This is a genomic window from Pseudorhodoplanes sp., from assembly GCF_046289595.1.
In the GTDB taxonomy this organism is placed as follows: Bacteria; Pseudomonadota; Alphaproteobacteria; order Rhizobiales; family Xanthobacteraceae; genus Pseudorhodoplanes.
Genome location: NZ_JBKBVB010000056.1, coordinates 1 through 21,937 on the forward strand (window position 1 = coordinate 1; position 21,937 = coordinate 21,937).

22 protein-coding genes are annotated in these 21,937 nt (G+C 63.8%); 11 read left to right on the forward strand and 11 right to left on the reverse strand.

The window, feature by feature from the left end; genetic code table 11:
• Positions 1–130: 130 nt before the first annotated feature.
• From ACK41X_RS13085 to ACK41X_RS13095, 3 genes are all read right to left on the reverse strand, one after another.
• The gene (locus ACK41X_RS13085; protein WP_409723787.1) at positions 131–619 is read right to left on the reverse strand and encodes a hypothetical protein; all 489 of its coding nucleotides are present in this window, start codon (positions 617–619) and stop codon (positions 131–133) included.
• Positions 620–646: 27 nt separating this feature from the next.
• Positions 647–1,195 carry a hypothetical protein gene (locus tag ACK41X_RS13090; protein ID WP_409723790.1) on the reverse strand — a complete coding sequence of 183 codons (549 nt, stop codon included), beginning with the start codon at positions 1,193–1,195 and terminating at the stop codon, positions 647–649.
• 129 nt (positions 1,196–1,324) lie between these two features.
• Positions 1,325–1,459: a hypothetical protein gene (locus tag ACK41X_RS13095; RefSeq protein ID WP_409723792.1), complete on the reverse strand. Its 135-nt coding sequence runs from the start codon at positions 1,457–1,459 to the stop codon at positions 1,325–1,327.
• Positions 1,460–1,837: 378 nt separating this feature from the next.
• Here ACK41X_RS13095 and ACK41X_RS13100 point away from each other — a divergent pair, with 378 nt between their 5' ends.
• On the forward strand, positions 1,838–2,287 hold the full coding sequence (locus ACK41X_RS13100) for a hypothetical protein (RefSeq protein WP_409723795.1): 450 nt from the start codon (positions 1,838–1,840) through the stop codon (positions 2,285–2,287).
• A gap of 19 nt (positions 2,288–2,306) precedes the next feature.
• Here the strand turns inward: ACK41X_RS13100 and ACK41X_RS13105 are convergent, their stop codons facing one another.
• From ACK41X_RS13105 to ACK41X_RS13125, 5 genes are all read right to left on the reverse strand, one after another.
• A complete protein-coding gene (locus tag ACK41X_RS13105; protein WP_409723798.1) occupies positions 2,307–2,624 on the reverse strand; it encodes a hypothetical protein in 318 nt (105 codons plus the stop codon).
• A 166-nt stretch (positions 2,625–2,790) separates the two neighbouring features.
• Entirely contained in the window at positions 2,791–3,588 is a 798-nt protein-coding gene (locus tag ACK41X_RS13110; RefSeq protein WP_409723801.1) for a cyclase family protein, read from the reverse strand.
• A 118-nt stretch (positions 3,589–3,706) separates the two neighbouring features.
• Positions 3,707–4,966, reverse strand: a complete 1,260-nt coding sequence (locus ACK41X_RS13115) for an SDR family NAD(P)-dependent oxidoreductase (protein ID WP_409723804.1) — start codon at positions 4,964–4,966, stop codon at positions 3,707–3,709.
• A gap of 152 nt (positions 4,967–5,118) precedes the next feature.
• Positions 5,119–6,282 (reverse strand): thiolase family protein, encoded by a 1,164-nt coding sequence (locus ACK41X_RS13120; protein ID WP_409723807.1) that lies wholly within the window; start codon positions 6,280–6,282, stop codon positions 5,119–5,121.
• Positions 6,279–7,229 carry an NADP-dependent oxidoreductase gene (locus tag ACK41X_RS13125; RefSeq protein WP_409723809.1) on the reverse strand — a complete coding sequence of 317 codons (951 nt, stop codon included), beginning with the start codon at positions 7,227–7,229 and terminating at the stop codon, positions 6,279–6,281. The genes ACK41X_RS13120 and ACK41X_RS13125 overlap by 4 nt, the downstream gene beginning before the upstream one ends.
• 343 nt (positions 7,230–7,572) lie before the next feature.
• Here ACK41X_RS13125 and ACK41X_RS13130 point away from each other — a divergent pair, with 343 nt between their 5' ends.
• From ACK41X_RS13130 to ACK41X_RS13160, 7 genes are all read left to right on the forward strand, one after another.
• On the forward strand, positions 7,573–9,117 hold the full coding sequence (locus ACK41X_RS13130; protein WP_409723812.1) for an ABC transporter substrate-binding protein: 1,545 nt from the start codon (positions 7,573–7,575) through the stop codon (positions 9,115–9,117).
• A 133-nt stretch (positions 9,118–9,250) separates the two neighbouring features.
• A complete protein-coding gene (locus ACK41X_RS13135) occupies positions 9,251–10,267 on the forward strand; it encodes an ABC transporter permease (protein ID WP_409723815.1) in 1,017 nt (338 codons plus the stop codon).
• On the forward strand, positions 10,233–11,147 hold the full coding sequence (locus tag ACK41X_RS13140; RefSeq protein WP_409723818.1) for an ABC transporter permease: 915 nt from the start codon (positions 10,233–10,235) through the stop codon (positions 11,145–11,147). The genes ACK41X_RS13135 and ACK41X_RS13140 overlap by 35 nt, the downstream gene beginning before the upstream one ends.
• 2 nt (positions 11,148–11,149) lie before the next feature.
• The gene (locus tag ACK41X_RS13145; protein ID WP_409723821.1) at positions 11,150–13,012 is read left to right on the forward strand and encodes a dipeptide ABC transporter ATP-binding protein; all 1,863 of its coding nucleotides are present in this window, start codon (positions 11,150–11,152) and stop codon (positions 13,010–13,012) included.
• The gene (locus tag ACK41X_RS13150) at positions 13,009–13,725 is read left to right on the forward strand and encodes a GntR family transcriptional regulator (protein WP_409723823.1); all 717 of its coding nucleotides are present in this window, start codon (positions 13,009–13,011) and stop codon (positions 13,723–13,725) included. Before ACK41X_RS13145 ends, ACK41X_RS13150 begins: the two co-directional genes overlap by 4 nt.
• Positions 13,726–13,816: 91 nt before the next feature.
• Positions 13,817–14,932, forward strand: coding sequence for an LLM class flavin-dependent oxidoreductase (locus ACK41X_RS13155; RefSeq protein WP_409723826.1), 1,116 nt, complete (start codon positions 13,817–13,819; stop codon positions 14,930–14,932).
• Positions 14,933–14,942: 10 nt separating this feature from the next.
• On the forward strand, positions 14,943–16,547 hold the full coding sequence (locus tag ACK41X_RS13160) for an ATP-dependent acyl-CoA ligase (RefSeq protein WP_409723829.1): 1,605 nt from the start codon (positions 14,943–14,945) through the stop codon (positions 16,545–16,547).
• Here the strand turns inward: ACK41X_RS13160 and ACK41X_RS13165 are convergent.
• Positions 16,531–16,797: a hypothetical protein gene (locus ACK41X_RS13165; RefSeq protein ID WP_409723831.1), complete on the reverse strand. Its 267-nt coding sequence runs from the start codon at positions 16,795–16,797 to the stop codon at positions 16,531–16,533. The genes ACK41X_RS13160 and ACK41X_RS13165 overlap by 17 nt on opposite strands.
• A gap of 3 nt (positions 16,798–16,800) precedes the next feature.
• Here ACK41X_RS13165 and ACK41X_RS13170 point away from each other — a divergent pair, with 3 nt between their 5' ends.
• Positions 16,801–17,400 carry a hypothetical protein gene (locus ACK41X_RS13170; RefSeq protein ID WP_409723834.1) on the forward strand — a complete coding sequence of 200 codons (600 nt, stop codon included), beginning with the start codon at positions 16,801–16,803 and terminating at the stop codon, positions 17,398–17,400.
• A 148-nt stretch (positions 17,401–17,548) separates the two neighbouring features.
• Positions 17,549–19,198 (forward strand): aldolase/citrate lyase family protein, encoded by a 1,650-nt coding sequence (locus ACK41X_RS13175; RefSeq protein ID WP_409723837.1) that lies wholly within the window; start codon positions 17,549–17,551, stop codon positions 19,196–19,198.
• Between the two features lie 110 nt (positions 19,199–19,308).
• Here the strand turns inward: ACK41X_RS13175 and ACK41X_RS13180 are convergent, their stop codons facing one another.
• The gene (locus ACK41X_RS13180; RefSeq protein WP_409723840.1) at positions 19,309–19,821 is read right to left on the reverse strand and encodes an aromatic-ring-hydroxylating dioxygenase subunit beta; all 513 of its coding nucleotides are present in this window, start codon (positions 19,819–19,821) and stop codon (positions 19,309–19,311) included.
• On the reverse strand, positions 19,818–21,167 hold the full coding sequence (locus tag ACK41X_RS13185) for an aromatic ring-hydroxylating oxygenase subunit alpha (protein ID WP_409723842.1): 1,350 nt from the start codon (positions 21,165–21,167) through the stop codon (positions 19,818–19,820). Before ACK41X_RS13185 ends, ACK41X_RS13180 begins: the two co-directional genes overlap by 4 nt.
• Positions 21,168–21,252: 85 nt before the next feature.
• Between ACK41X_RS13185 and ACK41X_RS13190 the strand changes: the two genes are divergently transcribed.
• Positions 21,253–21,876, forward strand: coding sequence for a TetR/AcrR family transcriptional regulator (locus ACK41X_RS13190; RefSeq protein ID WP_409723844.1), 624 nt, complete (start codon positions 21,253–21,255; stop codon positions 21,874–21,876).
• The last annotated feature ends 61 nt before the right edge of the window (positions 21,877–21,937 follow it).

Sequence of the window (21,937 nt, forward strand, 5' to 3'; positions counted from 1 at the left end):
ATGTTCATTGCGCTGGTGATCTACATGATTGCGGTGCTCGACGCGCCCTTCAAAGGGGAGTTCGGGGTGAAGCCGGACGCCATCGCGGCGATCCATGCACAGACGCGGATGCACCGCTAGCGAAGCGCCGCTAGTTTGCCGGATGAAACGTGCTGCCGTTCCAGTATAATGTCAGGGTGCAGCGCTCGCTGCCGTTGCGCCCGCACAGAGTGCCGTGAATGTCGATGCGCATGGCGGGCCGCTTGTTGAGCGTCAGGAACGTGACCTTGCGCGCAAGCTTGTCCCAGACCTGCACATAGCCTTTCTCTTCTTCGGAGGCGAAAATCTCGGTCTGGCAGCCGCCGGTGCCGCAGAACATACCGCCACGCTCGCCGCACAGGAAATGGTCGTAGTCGAGGATATAGTCCGGCTTGCCGTCGCCGTTGATATCGCGGATGGTCAGAAAACCGCGCTGATAGACCGGCTTTTCGTCGGCCTCGCAATCCTTGTTGTTCCGGTCGATGGCTTCCTGGACGATCGCGGGAAGGTTGGCGGGCAGTCGCTGCTGCTGATTTGCAGGAGCAGCCGAGACGATCGAGACCAAAAACAGAAGTGCCGGAAGGCAGAGCAGGATCTTCATGGCGGCCAATCCTTTCGACGAAAAAATCTAGCCTGGGAGCTTGGAGAGCGCACGAACCGACGCGACGCAAATGTCGTGGGCGCTCCGATCTGCGGCAATGCGGTGATGCAGGACATTCATTTCGATGGTGTCGATCTCGCCGCAAAAATCCGGCGCCGGATAAAGCCGGCCATGCCCGATCGGGTTCAGCCAGTTGGTGGAGCGAAAGCAGATCGCCTTGCGCACATTGCTGCCGAGCGGCGGGCAGGTGAACGCACCGAGCGACGAATAGCCCGGCGCCGGCTCGAAGGCGATCATCAGATCCCAGACGACGTCGCGGGCGCGCGCCGCCATCCGGGTGATCGCAAAAACGCCCATCGAATGACCGATGCAGACCTTGCGCGCGGACGGATAGGCGCGCGCATCGGCGGCGACCTTGCTCTGCGACAGCCAGTTCGCCTGCGCCGGTGCGACCGAGACGCCGGGCATGGCGCTCAGCCTTTCTCCCAGTCTGTCGAGGCCGCGCGAATAGCCGACGCCGCGGGGAAAGGGCGCGCCCAGGGAGCCATACCAGGAATAGACGCGGACCGACTGCATGCGGCGGCTCGGACTTTTGCCGATCTTAGCCGGTCTGCCGGGTTCTGTGCGCCACACCTGCGAATATTTTGGCCGGCGCGCGGGCGCATCCGCCGCTGCGCCTGCGCTGGCCGCCGCCAGGCTGCGGAGCTAGCGATTCCAGCTCACGTGCATCATGTGACCGACCATCGAACTGACGCCGGTCCGGTAGCGCCCGCCATGCATGGCGTCGTCATACATGACAAGTGCGAGCAGTGCGATGAAACATCCAGCAACCATGCGCATGGGACCACTCCCTCCGCTTGCAGTCGCCTTCGACGGCGCGAGACCCTTGTGGTGCGCCTCCTTTGCCGATCGGTGACGGGGCCGAGACCGGCTTCAGCCGGCGCCGATCGATCCCCTGCACTAAAGCACAATCCCGCGCCGATGTGCGGATTTACCAAAAATTCGTTTAAGAAAGGGATTCGCGGCTCGCGGAAAGGCGGCGGTATTTCACGATTCTCGCGGCTTGCGCCGTGACCTGCGCGCATCGGCGCTGTCTCGACAGGGGGCCGGATCGTCACTACGTTGATTTCGGTTGACGCCATTCCGGACGGCCGGCGGCGCGGCAGGACGCCGCACCGGGCCGGTCCGCTTCACCGGTGGACGAAACATACGATCAGAATGAGAGCCTTCGCCATCGCGATCCTGTTGCCTGTTTCGATTGCCCTGCACATGCCTGCCGCAGCCGAATCCGAACGGGTTCAGCAGGCGATCACTTATGTCTTTACCGGCAGCATCGACCCGCAGGAAAATGTCGAGATTGCCGACCGCAAGCTCTGCATGGTGGTGGTTTCGGAACCCGACCGCAATCGCCTGACCCGCTACTATCTCAGCCGCTTCAAGCCGGACAGCTTCCGCTTCGAGACGCAATATATCGGCAGGACACCGACCTACCGGCTCTATGTCGAGGGCGACGACAACGTGGTCGAGTTTCTCAACCCGGACCGCAGTGTGGCGCATGGCCACCGCACCGCGCGTTTTGCGCTGCCCGGCGACATCGAGCAGACCCGCCGGGCGCTTCGGCTGATTGCCGACGAGTGCAAGCCGGAAAAGCCGAAGCCGCTGTTTTAGCGTCGCGGCCCGCATCGGCCTAGGCCCCGTGGATGAGGACGGCGAGGACGAACGGGAAGACGAACGACACATGCAGCACGAGCGCCGCAGTCACCAGGAGGCAGGCGGGCGTGAGCTTTCGATCGGCGATGGCGAGGGCGGCCGCAGCGAGCGCGCAGGTCGGCGCTGCGATACCGGCCGCGAACGCCTGCCATCCATCGAGCAGCCATTGCGCCTCGCCGCCGGTGAATGCGACGAAAGCGTTCCGGTAGAGTTCGGAGAAAGACCAGAGCTGGAGTGCGGCGGCGGCAACGATGGCCGTGCGCAACAATGATTTTGCCGCGGTCGCGACGGTCATGTCCCGTTGTCGCGAAAGCTGCGCTCCCCGTTCAATCTGCGAAGCATAGGTCATCCTGATGGCGCCTCGCAATGACGGGCCAAAGCTCCGCCGGCCCTGTGTTGTGACGGCGCGGGCGCACCCGAAGCCGCCGCCCTTGCGCGGCGACGAGCACAAAAAATTGCGTTCAATCACCGACCAGTGCCAGCGCCCGGACCGGGCTGCCGCTGCCGTGCAGGATTTTCAGCGGCGCGGCGATGACAATCGCACCTGTCGGCGGCAAGAGATCGAGATTGGCGAGGCATTGCAGGCCGAGCCGTCCGTTGCCATGCATGATGGCGTGGCACGGATAGGGCGGGCGGAAATGCGCGGCCTGTCCGGCATCGGTGCCGATGGTTTCCGAGCCGAAGCCAATGACGCCGCGCTCATGCACCAGAAATTCCACCGCTGCGACATCGGGGCCCGGCGTGTGCTGGCCGGCCGCATCGAAATTCTGATAGGCGACGGGGTCGTTGCGCTTCGACCAGTCGGTGCGCATCAAGAGCCACGCGCCTTGCGGTATGCGGCCGTGATGCACTTCCCATGCGCGCAGGCGGTCGACGGTGAGCAGAAAATCCGGGTTCTGCGCAGCCTGCGCCGAACAATCGACGACGCAGGCCGGTGCGATGAAGGAGCGGACGGGCAGCGAGTCGGTTGCGGCATTGGGCAGATCGCGGCCGGTGATCCAGTGAACGGGCGCGTCGAAATGCGTGCCGGTATGTTCGCCGAACGAGACGTTGTTCCAGTACCAGCCGGGCCCGCGTTCGTCGTACCGCGAAATCTCTTCCATCCGGAACGGCGCGCATTGATCGAATTCCGGCGGCAGCACGATCTGCGGAAAGCCGGGCGACAGGGTCTGCGACAGGTCAATGATGCGCAGCTTTTGCGCCGAGAGCGCTTCCACCATGTTGGATAGAAGCTGTGCGGGCGTGTCGGACTTGGTCATACGAGTCCGCTCCAACTGAGCATACTGGCCCAAACACCGCTCATGCCCGCGAAGGCGGGCATCCAGAGTTTTTCGTGCTGGGCCCCCGCTTTCGCGGGGACGAGCGGAGCAAGTTGAATCATTGGTCCCACAGCTCGCGCTCCAGCGTTTTGGCGCTTTCCTGCCACTTGGCGAGCAGATCCTGCGCCACATCGCCCGGATAGATGTCCTCGACGCCGTCCCTCAACGCATTTACGACCGCCTTCGCAAGCGCGCCCGGCGCGAGTTTCGGCGGCGGTACAAGCTGCGTCCACTCATCGTCGATCGGGCCCGGGAAGACGTTGACCACGCGAATGCCCGCTCCACGCATCTCGGCGCGCAAGGTCTGCGAGAGCGAAAACGCCGCGGCTTTCGACGCCGAGAAGGTGCCCTGGCGCGGCAAAGCGGAAAGCGCATCGATCGAGAGAATGTTGACCCAGGCGGTCGCGGGGACGCTGCCTTCCGCAGCGCGCGCCCGCAGCGCAGGCCCGAAGCTTTGCGCAAGACGCAGCAGGCCGAAATAATTCACGTCGATCTCCGCGCGTGCGGTCTCGACGCCGCGACGTCCCGCAATCGCGTGACTGCGATGGAATTCGCCGTTGCTGAGCAGAATATCCACCTTGCCGCCGATGGAGCCCGCGAGGTCTTCGACCGAGCGGGTGTCGGTGAGGTCGAGCGGCACCACGGTGACATTGGGCAGGTTCGCGATCTGCGTAAAGCCGGGCGGCTGCTTCCAGGGCTCGGCGATGCCGGCCCAGACGATATCGGCACCGGCTTCGACGAAGGCTTTCACCAGCGCCTGTCCGGTCGCGCTCTTGGCGTCGGTAACAAGGACTTTCCTGAATTTCGGATCGGAGGTCATCTCACGCAGCATCCTGTCGTCGGCCATGTGGGGCGTGTCGGTTTCGGGAAGCGCGATCAGCGCGGCAAGGCCCGCGCGGTCGAGTTGCGCGCGCACGCGCACAGCGGGCGGCTGCGTGGCGTCGGCTTTCGGGCAATCGCCATGCAGATGTGCGAGCAAGGTGACGCCTTCGTCGAGCCGCACAAGGCCGAGCCGCAGCGGCACCCGCGCGCGGTAATAGAGTTCGTTGGAGTGATGCAAGAGCGTCTCGGAGATCAGACGCCCGCGGCCGGAGACGGGCTTCCATTCAAGGCGCACCGAGAGACATTTTGCGCAGGCATCGCGCGGCGGATATTGCACCTGGCCGCAATCGTGGCAGTGCTGCAACTCGAAGCGGCCTTCGGCCGCGGCCGCCGCCATCCGCAGGGCCGCGCGGCTGCGCGCGGCGGGTGGCAGCGTCGGCAGCCGCAGCGGCAGGACCGGATTGCGCGGGGCGGGGCGCTTGAGCGCGTCGGTCATGGCAAGCGCAGCTTCCAATTGGACGGCACACTCTCTCCGTTCGTTCGCGCGAAAGCGGGAACCCAGAGCGGCTTGTGCTCGTGACTCCTGGGTCCCCGCCTTCGCGGGGACGAGCGGTTGAAAGATGATGCTTCAAACAATGAAGACATGCGCTACGCCCGTCCGAGGATCGCCGCGCCCGTGCACAGGCCGCGGTCGTAATTGATCATGCCGAAACCGCTGACCAGCGCATGGCGCGCATGTGCCACCTGGGTTTTCTTGGCCTGGCCGGTGACCTGGCGCAACGCCTGAACGAGTCCGAGAAAGCCGCCGGCGGCGCCGGCCTGGCCGAGCGAAAGCTGGCCGCCGGATGTGTTGAACGGCAGCGAGCCATCGACCGTGAAGCTGTGCTTGCGGATGAAGGCCGGCGCCTCGCCGTTAAGGCAGAAGCCGAGTCCCTCAAGCTGCAGGCAGTTGATGACGGGATAGTCGTCATAGGCCTCGAACAGGTCGATATCCGGCGGGCCGAAGCCGGCCTGCGCATAGAGATGGTCCTGGTCCATGGCCCAGCCGCCGCGAAACTGGATCGGGTCGTCCGGGAACGCATTGTGGCGCTCGATGGTGCCGAGGATGCGCGCATACGGGATGCCGAGTGACTTGGCGTGATCCTCGCGCATCACCAGAAAGCCTTCCGCGCCGGCGCAGGGCATCACGCAATCGAACAGTTTCAAGGGATCGGCGATCGGCCGGGCGCTCAAATACTCATCAAGCGTCAGCGGCTTCTTGAACAGCGCCGACGGAAAGGCCAAGGCATTGGCGCGTTGCGCCACGCAGAGCTTGCCGAAATCCTCCGCCTGCGCGCCGGTCGACTGCATGTAATGCGAGGTCAGAAGCGCGAAACTGGCATTCGGTCCACCGGACCCGAACGGATAGACCGCGTCGCGGGCAAAGCGGGAGAAATTCGCAAGATTCTGCCGGAAGGAATCGACATGGTTGGTATCGCCGGCGACGCAGGCGACCACATTGGCGTCGCCGCATTGCACCGCGCGTGCCGCGCGGCGCAGCGCGATGACTCCGCTCGCCCCGCCGAAGGGCAGGTGATCGAGCCAGCGCGGCGACAGGCCAAGGTGCTGAGTGAGGCCGACCGCGGTGTCCGGAAACAGGGTGAAGCTCGAGACGCCAAGGCCGTCGAGATCGTCCTTTGCAAGACCGGAGGCCTTCAGCAGCGCCGCCAAGGCCCGCGCCAGAAACCAATGCGCCTCTTTCGCGGAGTAGCGCACATAAGGAATGCTGACCGGAGCGGTAATGACGACGCCCTGATAGGCCGCAGCAGTCATCCGGCCAGCGAGCCGTTGTCGTTGCGCAGCATCAGCACGATCTTGCCGCGGGTGCGTCCGCTCTGCGAGCGCTCATGGGCGCTGCGGTATTCCGAGAGCGGCAGCGTCGCCTCGACCGGAACGCGCAGCGCACCGTCCGCCATCATCTTCAGCAGCGCCTCGAGAATGTCGCGACGCGGCAGCACCTGCGCTTGTGTGACGGTGACGCCGAACTCGGCGGCGCGATCCTTGAACGGTTCGGCCATGAGACACACCATCTGGCCGCCGCGCTTGAGCACCTTATACGATTTGTCGTGCACTGCGCCGCCCATGGTGTCGAACACCACATCCAGGCCGCTGACGGCGCTTTCGAACGGCGTCCGGTCATAGGCGATGACCTCGTTGGCGCCGAGCGACGTGACGAAATCGGCATTGCGCGCCGAGCAGGTCGCGATCACATGCGCGCCGCGCGCCCGCGCGATCTGAATGCCGAGCGAGCCGACGCCGCCCGCGCCGGCATGGATCAGGACGCGCATGCCGGGTCCGACCTTGGCGTCATCGACCAGCGGAATCCATGCACTGGTTCCGGCAAGCGGCATGGCGGCCGCATCCGTGAACGACACGCCGTCCGGAACGATCGCGACATTGTCCTGCGGCATGACGATCCGGTCGGCCCAGGTGCCGACGCCGCGCGGGGCGAGGAATGCGACGCGCTTGCCGGCGAGCGAAGGATCGGCGCCGGGGCCGGTGGCGGCCACGATTCCTGAGCCGTCGCGGCCGGTGATCATGGCGGATGCCAGCGGAGCGCCTCCGGCCATGCGGCCGGAGCGGATCTTCCAGTCGATCGGATTGACGCTCACGGCATGGACGTCGATCGCAACTGCGCCGTCTCCTGCCGCCGGCGGAGCCGCCTCTCGCAGTTGCAGCACATCGGGTCCGCCATATTGCTCGAATTGGATTGCGCGCATGTTGCCTACTTAATGTGAGCTTTCGGGGTTTGTCTGCCCAGAGACGATGCTTGACGGGTCAACAATAACATACAGTATACTAATTCAGGCAAGCGCGGATCGCCGGATCTTCCGCTTGCGGTAAACCGGCGGAGTATTTCGATGCAGGGAAGGAGTGACGTGTGCGCAACGTCCCGTCATCGCCGTCCCCGTGCAGAGCAAACCAAGCGTAACAGGCGAGCGATGCCGCCGGATTGCCAAGCGGTAACTTGCCCAACCCGAAACCGGAAGATCAAGCTGCAGACCGGATTGGCCCGCGGCCGGGCCGGCACGTGACGACACACTCGATAACAGGGGAACCACGATGAGCGCGAAATTCGAACTCAACAAACGCGAATTCGTCTCGCTGATGCTCGGACTTCCTGCCACGACATTCCTCCCGCATCTGGCCAATGCGCAATCGTCCGATGCGCCGCTCAATATTGCTTTCATGGCGGACGTGCAGAGCTGGGATCCGACGGCCGTCACCTTTCCGGTCGGGCAATCGATCTTCAAATGCGTCTACGATTCGCCGCTGCATTGGTCGTCCGACGAAAAGCTGCAACCGCGCCAGATCGTCTCGCGCAAATGGCTGGACGACAATTCGACCCGGCTGGAAATCACCCTGCGCGACGACATATCCTTCCATGACGGATCGAAGCTCACCACCGAAGACGTCAAATACAGCTGGGTCACGCGGCCGCACAAGGACAAGCGGCTCGCGGTTGCCGGCCTGTTGCAGGACCTCAAGGACGTCGAGATCATCTCGCCGACGCAAGCCGTGCTGGTCTATTCCAAGCCGTCGCCGTCTGCGGAATTCTATCTCGGCTTCCTCACCGTCTACATTCTGCCCAAGGCCTATCACGAGAAGGTCGGTGACGAGGGATTCCTCGCCAAGCCGATCGGCGCCGGACCCTACAAACTGGTTGACTACCAGCGCGGTTCGCGCATCGTGCTCGAAGCTTTCGACAAGTATTGGGGCGGCGTTCCGGCGATCAAGAGCGTGACCTTCCAGGTGCTGCCGGAAGCCGCGACCCGCGTCGCAGCCGTCGAGGCCGGCCGCGTCGATATCGCCGTACAATTGCCGTTCCGCGAGGCGGTGCGGCTGGAAAAGAATCCGCAGCTGAACGTCAATATCTTCCCGCAGGCCGAGATCTACATGATGCAGATCCCGAGCTATGTGGACACCTACCAGAACAAGGATGTGCGCACCGCTCTGCATATGGCGATCGACAAGGCGGCGCTTGCCAAGGCCTTCTTCAACAATCTGGCAAAACCGTTGCATGTGCTGGCGACACCGGGATCGTCGGGCGACGTGCCTGGCTATACCTTCCCGTTCGACCGCAAGAAGGCGGCCGAGACCATGGAAAAGGCCGGTTTCAGCAAGGCCAAGCCGCTGCAGATCACGTTCTGCACCACGAACGGCACCTTCCCGAACGATTACGAGATCGCGCAGGCGATCGCAGCGATGTGGCGGCAGATTGGCGTCGATGTGAAGATCGAGGAGATCACCGTCGCCAAGTATCTGGAACTGAACCACGCCGCAAAGCTCCCCGGTATCATGCTCTATAGCTGGGCGAATGCGACCGGCGATCCGGAAAACTATACGGGCCGCATCCTGAATCCGCTTTTGCGCTTCTCTGCCTGGAAAGAGGAATCGCTGAAGGAGCGTATCCCGAAGCTGTTTGCCACCAAGCTCGGCGAGGCGCGGCTTGCGGAATATCGCGCCATCAACAAGGAAGCGTCTGAAAATTCCTGGAGCATTCCGCTGCTGCAGCCCGTGGCCAACATGGTCACCAAAAAGAATGTTTCGATCCCGACCTATTCACAGCTCTATGTGCTGCCGGCCGAAGCAAAGCGGACGGCGTGAGTCAACCGGGGGCGCAATGCCTGCAACCCGCTCGTCCCCGCGAAGGCGGGGACCCAGGGTGGAGTATTCTGGATTCCCGCCTTCGCGGGAATGAGCGGAGCCTTTCGGCTCCGCTCGCCAGTGAGCGGCCGACATGTTCCAATCCCTGATCAACGTCGCGGCGCGGCGTCTTGCCGGAGCGATCCCGACGGTCCTGCTCTTGTCGATGGTGGTGTTCTTCGTGCTGCGGGCGTTGCCGGCCGATCCGCTGGCACTGCTGCTGCCGCCGAACGCCACCCAGGCCGACGCCGAGATCGTGCGCAAGGCGCTCGGCCTCGACCGCTCCATCGTGGTGCAATACCTGATCTGGCTGCGCGATGCGTTGTCCGGCGATCTCGGCAATTCCATTGCCTATCGCGAGCCGGTGACTCGGCTCCTCGCCAACGCATTGCCCGCAACGCTCGAACTCTCCTTCATCGGCCTTGCCTTCGCACTTGTCATCAGCATTCCGGGCGGGCTCCTGCTGTACGGCGCACGCGGCACGCTGCTGGAAAATATTCTCGATGTGATCGTTGTCTGCATGCTGTCGATCCCGTCCTTCCTGTGGGCGATCTTTCTCCTGCTCGGCTTTGGCGTGGCGCTTGGCTGGCTGCCGTTTTCGGGCCGCGTCGATCCGGGCGTTGTGATGCCGGACGGCACTGGCTTTCTCCTGATCGACTATCTCGTGACGTTCCAGCTCGGCTATTGGCAGAATGCGCTGTCGCATCTGATCCTGCCGGCCTTGGCGCTGGCGCTGGGCTTTTCGCCGCTGGTGATCCGGGTCTTGCGCTCCTCGCTGCTGGAAGCCTCGGAGGATCATTACGTCACCGTGGCGCGCCAGCGCGGGCTTTCCGAGCGCCAGATCATCCTCTCGCACATGCTGCGCAATTCGGCGCTGCCGACCATCACTCTGATCGGCGCGCAATTCGGCTTTCTGTTCGGCGGCACGCTTCTGGTCGAGACCATCTTCTCCTATCCGGGCATCGGCAATCTGATGGTGCAGGCGGTGCGCAACCACGACCTGCCGCTTATCCAGGGCATTGCGCTCGTCTTCTGCATCACAACGCTCGCGATCAACACGGTCGTGGACATCCTTTATGTCGTCCTCAATCCCAAGCTCCGGCGCGCTTGACGCCGCCCGCCCGCCTTCGGCTTTTGCCGAAGCGCTGCGGCAATCGGCCCGCTCGCCGCGGGTCGTGGTGGGGGGCGCGATCGTTCTGGCGATGGTGATCTGCGCGGTATTTGCGCCCGCGATCGCGCCGAACGATCCGGCAAACCAGGATCTCATCAACATGCTGCTGCCGCCGATGTGGGCGGAGAGCGGCACCTCCGAATATCCGTTCGGCACCGACAGTCTCGGCCGCTGCATTCTGTCGCAGATGATCTATGGCGCGCGGGTCGCCCTGTTCGTCGGCTTTGTCGCCGCGGTCGGGGCAATGCTGCTCGGCACCACGCTGGCGCTGCTTGCCGGCTATTTCGGCGGCTGGATCGACCGCGGCATCAGCCATCTGGTGGATCTGTGGATGTCGCTGCCGCCGGTGGTTTTGTCGGTGACGCTGATGGTCGGCTTCGGCACCGGCGTCGGCAATGTGATCCTTGCCATCGTGCTTGTGGACTGGACGCGGTTCTGCCGCGTGGTGCGCTCCGAAGTGATGGTGGTGGCGCGCAAGGATTTCGTCTCGGCCGCAAGGCTGCTCGGTTTCGGACATGCGCGCATCATTTTGCGCGAGATTCTGCCGAGTGTCGCGCCGCTGATCATCACGCTGTTCACGCTGCAGGTCGGCATCGGCATCATCGTCGAGGCAATCCTGAGCTTCGTGGGCCTTAGTGTACCCGCCGACGTTCCGGCCTGGGGCCAGATGATCGCGCAGGCGCGCAACTATATGTACCAGGCGCCGTGGGCCATCGTGCTGCCGATCCTCGCCATGTTCGTCAGCGTGCTCGGCTTCAACCTGCTGGGCGAGGGGTTGCGTGTGACCCTCGATCCCAGGCTGCGGCGGCGGAGCCTGTAGCCATGCCGGTCCTGTCCTTCGACAAGGTGACGGTCAGCGCGCGGATGGGCGGGCGCAGCATCGACGTGCTGCGCGAGATTTCGTTCGATCTCGACGCGGGCGGAATTGCCGGGCTGGTCGGCGAATCCGGCGCAGGCAAAAGCATGATCGGCCGGGTGATTTCGGGGCTCCTGCCGGATACATTTTCGGTCTCGGCGGGCGAGGTGACGTTCGACGGCATCGACCTCATTGCGCTGCCGAAAGCGCAGCGCCGCGCATTGCTCGGCCGCCGCATCGCCTTCATCCCGCAGGAGCCGCTGAGCGCGCTCAACCCGGTGCGCAGCATCGGCGCGCAGTTTTCCGAGCATTTGCGCCATATCGGGATCGAACGCAGCCGCCATCGCGCGCTGATGATCGAGCGGCTCACGCAGGTGCAGTTGCGCAACGCCGAGGAAGCGCTCGTCCGCTATCCGCATGAATTGTCCGGCGGCCAATGCCAGCGCGTGCTGATCGCGATGGCGTTTGCGGGAGAGCCCGCCTTGGTGGTTGCCGACGAGCCGACGACCGCGCTCGACGTGATGACGCAGGCGCATATCGTGCGGCTGATCGCCGAGCAACAGAAGCTGCATGGCACGGCGCTTCTGTTCATCACCCACGACCTGCGGCTCGCCGGCCATGTCTGCGACAATGTCGGCGTCATGTATGCCGGCGACATGGTGGAATTCGGCCCGGCCACGGCGGTGCTGAAGGCGCCGTCGCATCCCTATACGCGAAGCCTTCTGGCCGCGATTCCGGAACTGACCGGCGAACGCCGCAAGCTGCCGGCCCTGTCGGATCACATGCCGGGGCTGGCGGGCTTCGCCGGCCTTGCCGGCTGCCGTTTCGCCCCGCGCTGTGCAGTGAAGGATCCGGCCTGCGCGGGGACGCGACTGCCGTCGCGCTCGGTCGGGCCGGGGCACTGGGTCCGCTGCGCCGCGGCCTGTGCGCGCGCCGGAGCCGAGGGCGTGGGCGAAGCGATTGGGTTTGACAGCGTCGCCGCCGAGGCGCCGGCCGCGGTTTCATTCGAGAATGTGCGGCTCAGCTATCACGCATCGCGCGGCTTTCTCGGGCTGCGGCGCTCCCGCTTCGATGCGGTGAAGAATGCGAGTTTTTCGGTCCGGCAGGGGGAAATTCTCGGCATTGTCGGCGAGAGCGGCAGCGGCAAGACCTCGGTCGGCCGCCTGATTGTCGGTCTTGAGAAGCCGAGTGCCGGAACCATCCTGATCGACGGCAAGCCCCGCATTGCGGGCGGCGCCGCGCTGCTGACCAGCCGCGATACGCAGCTGATTTTCCAGGACCCGCAATCGGCGCTCAATCCGCGGCGCAGCGTCTTGCGGCTTCTGACGCAGGCGCTGGAAGTCGGCGAGAATTTCGCGCCAGAAGCGCAACGGCGCGGCGCCGCGCAGGCGCTGTTGCGCGATACCGGGCTGCCGCCGGACTGCCTCGAGCGGTTCCCTTCGCAGTTGTCGGGCGGGCAGCGCCAGCGCGTGAATATCGGCCGCGCGCTCGGCGCGAAACCACGGCTGATCGTGGCCGACGAGATCGTCTCCGGTCTCGACGTCTCGGTGCAGGCGCATGTATTGAACTGCCTGCTGGACCTGAACCGCAAACACGGGCTCACCATCGTGTTCATCAGCCACGATCTTGCCGTGGTACGCTATCTGTGCTCACGCATCCTGATGATGCATGCCGGCGAGATCGTCGAGGAGGGTGCGACGGAAGCCGTATTCGCAAATCCGCAACATCCCTATACCAAGGCTCTGCTCGAGGCGGTCCCGCCCGACGATGCCGACCGGGTCTGGCCGCCGGTTCCTGCCACCGATCCCACGATGAGTGTGCCGCGATGAGCGATCGATCAATCAGTCAGAAGCCGAGCGACAAGGCGCGCCTGAAGGTGCTCAAGACGGTGAGCCTGCGCGAGCAGATTTATGACCATCTGCGCGAACGCATCCGCACCGGCCAGCTCACCTTTGACGACCGGCTGGTGGATGTGGACATCGCCAACGAATTCGGGGTGTCGCGCATGCCGGTGCGCGAGGCGCTGATGCAGCTCGTGCATGACGGGGCGATCGAAAGCACGACCCGCGGCTTCATGCTGCGGCGCTACAGCGATCAGGAGATTGCGGACATTTTCGAAATCCGGCGCCTGCTGGAGCCGGCGGCGGCCGAGATCGCGGCCGGCAAGATGACCGAATCCGCGCTTCAGATCATGGAGGCCGCCATTCAGGCCGGCATCGCCGCCAGCGAAGCCAACGATTTCACGGCCTTTGTCGTCGCGAATGCGGCGTTCCGCGAAGCCTGGATGGCGCAGGTACCGAATAAGCAACTGGTCGCGGCGCTGGCGCGCTATTTCGATCATGTGCAGATCATCCGCCTGGTGACGCTGTCGCAACGCCCGGTGCGCGATGACGTGCTGGGTCGCCTGCATGAAATCCACGATGCGTTTCGCGCCGGCGATGCGAGCCGTGTCGCGGCTTTGTTCCGGGACCATGTCGATGCCGCGGTGCTGGCGTATCGGACCTATTCGAAAGATCAGACCTATTCGAAAGACATGCGCTGAGAGCCAGGATGCTGCGCCGGAGCCATCCTTGACAGAGCAGGTCGCGGCTGTAGTCTGGATACAGTATACTGTTTAAGCTGCGGAGCCTGACATGCTGGCCATCGATCCGAGACAGGTCGCCAATCCGATGTCGGAGAAGGCAGGCCCGCATTTCCGGCTCGGCGTGTTCTCGGCCAACGCCGATCGCGGCCTGACCTTTTCAACCGTGCCGGAGGCCTGGAAGGCGGAATGGGACGATATCGCCGATGCATGCCGCATCGCCGACCGCGGCGGGATCGACTTTTTCCTGCCGATCGCGCGCTGGCGCGGCTATGGCGGCTCGACCAAGGTGCGGGAATGGTCGTTCGAAACGTTCACTTGGGCCGCGGGCTTGGCCGCGATCACCGAGCGCATTGCGTTGTTCATGACCGTGCATGTGCCGCTGTTGCATCCGCTCTATGCGGCGAAGGCGCTGGCGACGGTCGACCACATTAGCCATGGCCGCGCCGGGCTTAACATCGTCTGCGGCTGGAATCCGGACGAGTTCGATATGTTCGGCGTGTCGCTCGTGCCGGACGCCTATGTCCAGGCCAAGGAATGGCTTGACGTCATCGTGCAGACCTATAACAGCGACACGCCGATCGACTTCGAGGGCAAATATTATCATCTGAAGGGTGCGGTGAGCCGCCCGGCATCGATCCAGAAGCCGCGGCCGGTGACCATGAATGCGGCTTTCGGCCCGCCCGGCCGCGATTTTGCGGCGCAGAATTGCGACCACCTGTTCACGAGCTTCACCGATCTCGACGTCGGCCGGGGCCATATTGCCGACATCAAGGGGCGCGCCGCCAAGTTCAACCGTGACATCGGCGTCTTCACCATCGGCCATGTGGTATGCCGCTCAACGCAAGGAGAGGCCGAGGATTATTACGATTATTACTCGCGCCAGCATATCGACGAGGAAGCCGTCGATTATCACATGCGGCAGAAGAAGAATTTCAGCCACAGCCACGAGGACGAGGCGTTCAGGCAATACAAGCAGCGCTTCTCGGCAGGAACCGGCAGCTATCCGCTGGTCGGCACGCCGCAGCATGTCGCATCCGAGCTTGCGAAGTTTGCGGGCGCTGGCTTCAATGGCGCGGCGTTGTCCTTCGTCAATTACAGGAACGAATTGCCGTATTTCTGCGAGAGCGTGGTGCCGCTTCTGAAAGAGGCGGGGTTGCGCGGATGACTGCGTTGACATGAGTCCCGCCGATCCGCGCGCATCGTTTGAACCGTCCGCACGCACGCTGCCCGTGATGCTGCAGCGGCAGGCTGCGCGCTATGGTGACCGTGCGCTATTTGTCTGCGACGGCGCGCGCTGGAGCTACGCGCAAACGGCCGACATCGCAGCGCGGAGCGGCGGACGTTTCGCCGCGGCCGGCATTGGAAAGGGCGACCGGGTTGCGATCCTGTGCGGCAACCGGCCGGAATTTCTCGACCTGTTCCTCGGGCTTGGCTGGATCGGCGCGGTCTCGGTACCGCTCAATGTCGCGGCGCGCGGCCCGCAGCTCGAACACATGCTGAAGACGTCGGGCGCGCGGCTTCTTGTGCTGGAACGCGCGTGGCTGCCGGCGCTGGAATTCGTCGATTTCGTCACGCTGAACGTCGAAGCGATCTGGGTGATCGATCCGGACGGCGACACGCGGGACCGGCATCAGAATGTCCCGATCGCCGGACTGCCCGCGCTTGCCGAGTCCGTGCCGGCGGCCGACCTCAAGCCGCACGATCTGCTCACCATCCTGTTCACGTCGGGCACCACGGGGCCCTCGAAGGGCGTGTGTTGTCCGCATGCGCAATTCTTCTGGTGGGGATTTTTCGTGCTGCGTCAGCTTGCGCTGCACGACGGCGACATCCTGCACACCACGCTGCCGCTGTTTCACGTCAATGCGATGGCGACGTTCTTTCAGGCGCTCCTGAACGGCTGCACGCAGGTCGTTGAGAAGCGGTTCTCGGCGTCGAATTTCTGGCCGGCGCTGGTGGCCTCCGGGGCGACCGTGACCTATGTGCTCGGCGCCATGGTGCCGATGCTGCTGTCGCGGCCGCCCTGTCCGGAAGAAAGGCAACACAAGGTGCGCGTGGCGCTGGCGCCGGGCGTGCCGGCGCATCTGCACGAACTATTCACCGAACGCACCGGCATTTATCTGCTCGATGCCTATGGCGCGACCGAGAGCAATGCGACGATCGGCACCACGATCGAGACGCGGCGGCCGGGCTGGATGGGCAAGCTGTTCGACGGCTTCCAGGCCCGCGTCGCCGACGAGGACGACAACGAAGTGCCGGATGGCACGCCGGGCGAACTCCTGTTGCGCGCCGACGAGCCGTTCGCAATGGCGACCGGCTATATCGGCATGCCGGACAAGACGGTGGAAGCCTGGCGCAATCTGTGGCTGCATACCGGCGACCGCGTGGTGCGCGACGCGGACGGCTATTACAAATTCATCGACCGCATGAAGGATTCGATCCGGCGGCGCGGCGAGAATATTTCCTCCTTCGAGGTGGAAAAGGTGATCATGTCGCATCCTGCGGTGGAGGTGGCGGCGGTGTTTCCGGTGCCGTCCGATCTCGCCGAGGACGAGGTGATGGCGACGGTGGTGGTGAAGGAGGGCGCTGCGCTCGATGGCGCGGAGCTGATCCGCTTTTGCGAGGGCCGCTTGTCGTATTTCGCGATCCCGCGCTTTGTCGATTTCGTCAGCGAATTGCCGCGCACCGAAAGCGGCAAGGTGCAGAAATTCAAGCTGCGCGAGCAGGGCCGGTCCGCCGCGACCTGGGACCGCGAGGCGGCGGGGATCAAGCTGAAGCGATGATGTGGTTCATGTCGCAAAGCTCTCCGCCGTCATTGCCGGGCTTGACCCGGCAATCCATCACTCCGGACAATATTTCTTTTTTCTCGATGGATGCGCGGATCAAGCCCGCGCATGACCGGTAAAAATCATGGCCATATCGTGGTTCTGTCAGTGGGACGTAAAAGACGGCACGGATGCCGTCCTTGACGCGCATGACCATCAGGGGCTGGTCGCATTCGTCCGCGGCTGCCCGCGCCTTGTCGAAGGCCATGTGATGACGCCAATGACGGCGCACGATCCGCATTACGCCGCCGAACTGCACACCTCGCCGGCGCTGATGTTGCAACTCGAATTCGCGCAGATCGCCGATCTCGAACACGCGCTCAAGCCCCACGGCTATCTGCAAATGCTGGCGCATGCCGACATGCTGCCGAGCCTTGCCGCCACCATCCCGAGTCATCAGACCATGCTGACGCGCCGCTATCCGGTGGCGGAGCCCGCGCCGGACAGCGCCAACGGACTTTTGAGCTACATGGTGGAATATGAAGGCCCGGCGAAAGACGAGAACGCCTGGCATCTGTTCTATGTCACCGGGCATCCGCCGCTGCTCGCGAAGTTTCCCGGCATCCGCAAGATCGAGATCTACACGCCTGCGGTGGCGATCTCGGCGCTGCCCTTTGCGGTGCGCCGTTCCATGCAGCGCAACAAGACGGTGTGGGATCATGCCGATGCGATGAATGCGGCAATGGCGAGTCCGGTGCGCGCGGCCTTGCGCAAGGACTTTCACAAATTTCCCGCATTCGAAGGCGCCGCGACGCATTATCCGTTCCGCACCGTCACGGTGCGCGGCGAAGCCGGTCGCACGCGCGATTAACCTTAAGGCTTTGTGGCGATACGTACGGCAAGACAAAATGAACATCTGTCCGCGCAAATGGCTAGACTGAGATCAAACAAAACACCGGCGTCAAACAGAGTGGATAAGGTCGCGTCGCCAGCGCCGCGACCTGCGTTGGAGTTGAACGATGTCTTCCAGTCCTTTGCGTCACCGGATCGGGCAGAGTGAGCCGATCGGCCTGTTCTGGATGACGCTGGGTTCCTCCACGGTGCTGGAACTTGCGGCGCAGGCCAGGCCCGATGCGGTGGTGATCGACGCGCAGCACGGCTTGTGGGACCGCGTTTCGCTCGAAGAATCCGTCGGTGTGGTCATGAAATCCGCGCCGGTGCTGGTGCGGGTTTCGGAGAATTCGCCGCTCGCGGTCGGCCAGGCGCTGGATGCGGGCGCCGAGGGCGTTATCGTGCCGCTGGTCGAGACCGACGAGGAAGCCGCCGCTGCCGTGGCTGCGGCGCGCTTCCCGCCGGAGGGCACGCGGTCCGGCGGCGGTGTGCGTCCGCTGTCGCGCGACTTCGGGCAATATTATCTCGACGCGATGCGCCGGACCGTGGTCGGCGTTATGATCGAGACCGTGCGCGGCGTGCGCAATGCCGCAGCGATCGCCAATACGCCCGGCGTCGATTTTGTCCTGATCGGCACAGGCGATCTTGCGATCTCGCTCGGCGGCTTTCCCCATGTCGATCAGCGGCACGGCGAAGCCTGCGCGGCGGTCCTGCAGGCCTGCAAGGCGGCCGGAACGGCATGCGGAATTTTCACGCTCAATGTAGACGCGGCACTGGCGAGACGCAAAGACGGCTACCCGATCGTCGTGGTGGCCAACGACATCGATATTGTCGCAAGCGGCTTCGGCCGGGCGATGAAGCTGTTCACAGGAAAGGCCGATCCTGGCAAGGATCAGGCCACGGCGTCGACCGCTCCGGTCGGGTATTTTGCGCACGATCCGCTTTCCAAAGATCCGCTTGTACAAGATCAGCTTGCCAACGACGAAGAGGATGACGACGTGTCGGAGCTTCTCACGAAATTCGCTTCCTTCATCGCCGATGGCCGCATCAAGGTGGTCGATCTGACCCAGACATTGAAGCCGTCGACGCCGGTGATCCAGCTGCCGCCGCCTTTCGCGCCGTCCGATCCGTTCCGCATTTCGGAAATCTCGCGCTACGATGAGCGCGGCCCGGCCTGGTACTGGAACAACATCGCCTGCGGCGAGCATACCGGCACGCATTTCGATGCGCCGGCGCATTGGGTGACCGGCCAGCATTATGCCGACGGTTATACCGACACGGTATCGGTGCAGCGCTTCGTCGCGCCGGCGGTTGTTATCGATTGCAGCAAGGAGGCCGCGGCCGACGAGAAATTCCTGCTGGAACCCGCCCATATCGAAGCCTGGGAAGCCAAGCACGGCCGCATTCCGGACGGCGCCTGGGTGCTGATGCGAACCGACTGGTCGAAGCGCGACGATCCGGCGCGCTTCCTCAACATGAAGGAAGACGGCCCGCATGTGCCTGGACCCTCGGCCGCCGCGGTGCGATTCCTGGTGCAGCAGCGCAATGTCAATGGCTGGGGCGTGGAGGCGGTCGGCACCGATGCCGGTCAGGCCTTCGCATTTGAGCCGGCGTTCCCGGCGCATCACCTGATGCATGGCGCGAACAAGTTCGGGCTGGCGAGCCTCACCAATCTCGATCAGCTCCCGCCGACCGGCGCGATCCTGATCACGCCGCCGCTCAAGATCGAGAAGGGCTCGGGCAGCCCGTTGCGCGTGCTGGCGCTGGTGCCGGCGTAGGATTACCGGTCATTCCGGACCGGTGCGAAGCGCCGGAATTCACTCAAGTCTGCGAACGCAACTGAATTCCGGGTTCGCGGCGTTCGGCCGCGCCCCGGAATCACAAGCGGTCAAAACGGCACGACCAGCCCGTCCAGCGGTGCGTCGCAATTGACGAGATCGACGCGCTTGAAGGCGATCCGGATGTCGCCGCCGGTTGACACCAGCGTATGCCGGTAGGTGCCGGCGAAGATGCGCTGCTCCTCGCGGCGGTATTCGACGATCATGAATTTGGAGCGGACTTCGGTAGAGCCCTGGGTGGTGCTGCCTGCGCCACCCTCGATGGTGACATTGGTGACGATGCGGCTGGTGCGTGAGCGCGGCTCCTGCGAATAGATGCGCGGGGAGGCGAGGCGGCGCACCCGCGTCTCCAGAAGCCGGCGGTCGTCATACATCAGAGAAACGGTGTCGAGCGCGCTTTTCTGATTGGGCTCGCTCGGCACCCAGTAGTGCGCTTCCGGCGTAAACAGCGCCAGCCATTCGTCGAAGCGGGCGTCGTCGAGGAGGCGTGCCTCGTGGATCAGGAAATCCTCGGCGTCGCCGCGGGCGAGGGCACCGGCGGCCTTGCGTGCGGTGGCGGTCATGCGCTGGCCTTCATCTCGTTTTGCGACGCGGTTTCGCCCAGCATATAGCCGCGCCAGGCGTCGAACATGTTGCGGATATACACTTCGCTGGTCGAGTTCTTACCCTTGAGCCCGCCATATTCGTCGCGCGCGTCGCTCGTATAGCCGCGGCCGATCTCGATCCATTCGGCGCCTTCGCTCGCAAGCCCAATGCCGACACGGTTGTAGATTTCCAGATCGTCGGTCAGCACCAGCGAGCCGGTGCCGTTGACGATATTGGCGAACGCGATGGTGTTGCGGAACATCTGCTCCGGCGCGCCTTTCAGCCTGAAATTATAGGTGCAGACCAGCGTGCGGTTGACCGCCAGCGGGTGGATGACCCGCAGCTGCTGGAACGAGCTCATGAAAGACAGGTTCGGGTAGATGTTGGAATTCCAGCGCCGCACTTCGAGGATGCGCTTGACCTCGTCCTTGCCCTTCTTGGCTTCGAGGATCGCAATATATTCGCGGAATAGCGGGTCTTCCATCGACGCAATCAGCTTCTTGTCGTCGTGATAATCGCCGAGATAGGAATGCCCGTTCGGATAGGTCCAGATGCCGACCTGGTTTTCCCAGAACGAATAGGGCGCCCCGTTCTGGCGCATCTGGCGGATCGCGATCTCGCCGGTGCCGTCGGAATAGACCTCATCGCTCTGCTGCTGGGCGGCGTCGATCGAGGAGCGATGCGTGAACCAGGGATGCGCAGCGTCGCAGAGGTTTTCCAGATAAAGTTTCCAGTTGCCGTTATAGACGTGGCGGAACACGCCGCCCGCGACCTCGATCTCGCCGTCCGGAGCGCGGTCGACCATGTCGTCGATCGAGGTCGCCATGTGGCCGAGATGCTCTTTAAGGCTTTTGCCCTCGGGAGACTGGCTGATGAAGATGAAGCCGCGATAGCTTTCGACGCGCGGCACTTGCGTCATCGCGGTGCGCGGATTCTTGGTGTCGAAATCCTGGGGATAGCCGTGATTGAGCGGCACCGCCTTCAGCCGCCCGTCGAGGTGATAGGTCCAGCCGTGATAGACGCACTGGAATTCCTTGGCGTGCCCGCAATCCGACGCCACGACCATTGCGCCGCGATGGGCACATTGATTGTGCAGAACCCGCAGCGTGCCGCTTTCGTCGCGCGTGACCACCATGGCGCGGCGGCCGACCTGCGTCAGAAAATAGTCGCCCGGATTGCGCACCTGGCTCTCATGGCCGACATAGAGCCATGCCTTGCCGAAGATGCGCTGCATCTCCAGTTCGAAAATCTCCGGATCGGTGTAGAGTTTGCGGTGAACCCGCGCAGGCTGTACGGCTGAGGCGAGGTCGTTCGGGGTCTGCATGCCTGATCCTCCGGACGCATTTCGAATTGGAATTGAACCAAACGATACTGCGGAGTATCGTTTACGGCAAGCAGGAAGACGCATCGTGACGCTGGCTTTTGAAAAGGCTGCGGCGCCGGGCCGCAACGGGCTCTCCGACAGGAAGCGCGAGGCGATCCTGAAGGGCGCGCGGGCCGTGTTCCTGAAGCACGGCTTCGGCGATGCGAGCATGGACGAGGTTGCGGCGGCCGCGGGCGTGTCGAAAATGACGGTCTACCGGCATTTCGGCAGCAAGGAGGAATTGTTTGCCGGCGTCGTCACCGAATCCTGCCAGCAGCTCTTCACCGAGGAGATCGAGGAAATCTTTGCGCTGCCGCCGCACAAAGCCCTGCGGAATTTCGCGCGCAAGATGACCGAGATTTTTTTCGCGCGCGATACCGCGGAACTGCATCGCATCGTGATCGCCGAGGCACGGCGCTTTCCGAAGCTCGGCCGGCTGTTCTACACCACCGGCCCGCAGGCCTGTATCGATTCGCTGGAGGGCTATTTCGTCAAGCATCGCAACGATCCGGCGCTCAAGATCGGCGAGCCGCGCCGCACCGCGGAGGAATTTCTGGAATTGCTGCGCGGCTATTCGCATCTGAAGATGCTGCTCGGCATCGACAAGGGACCGTCCGCGCGCGAGGTCGATGCCCGCATCGATGCTGCGTTACGGCATGTGATGGGGTAAGGCGCCATTGTCGTCCCCGCGAAGGGCGGGCCCATTCCAGACCGATGGTTATGGGTTCCGC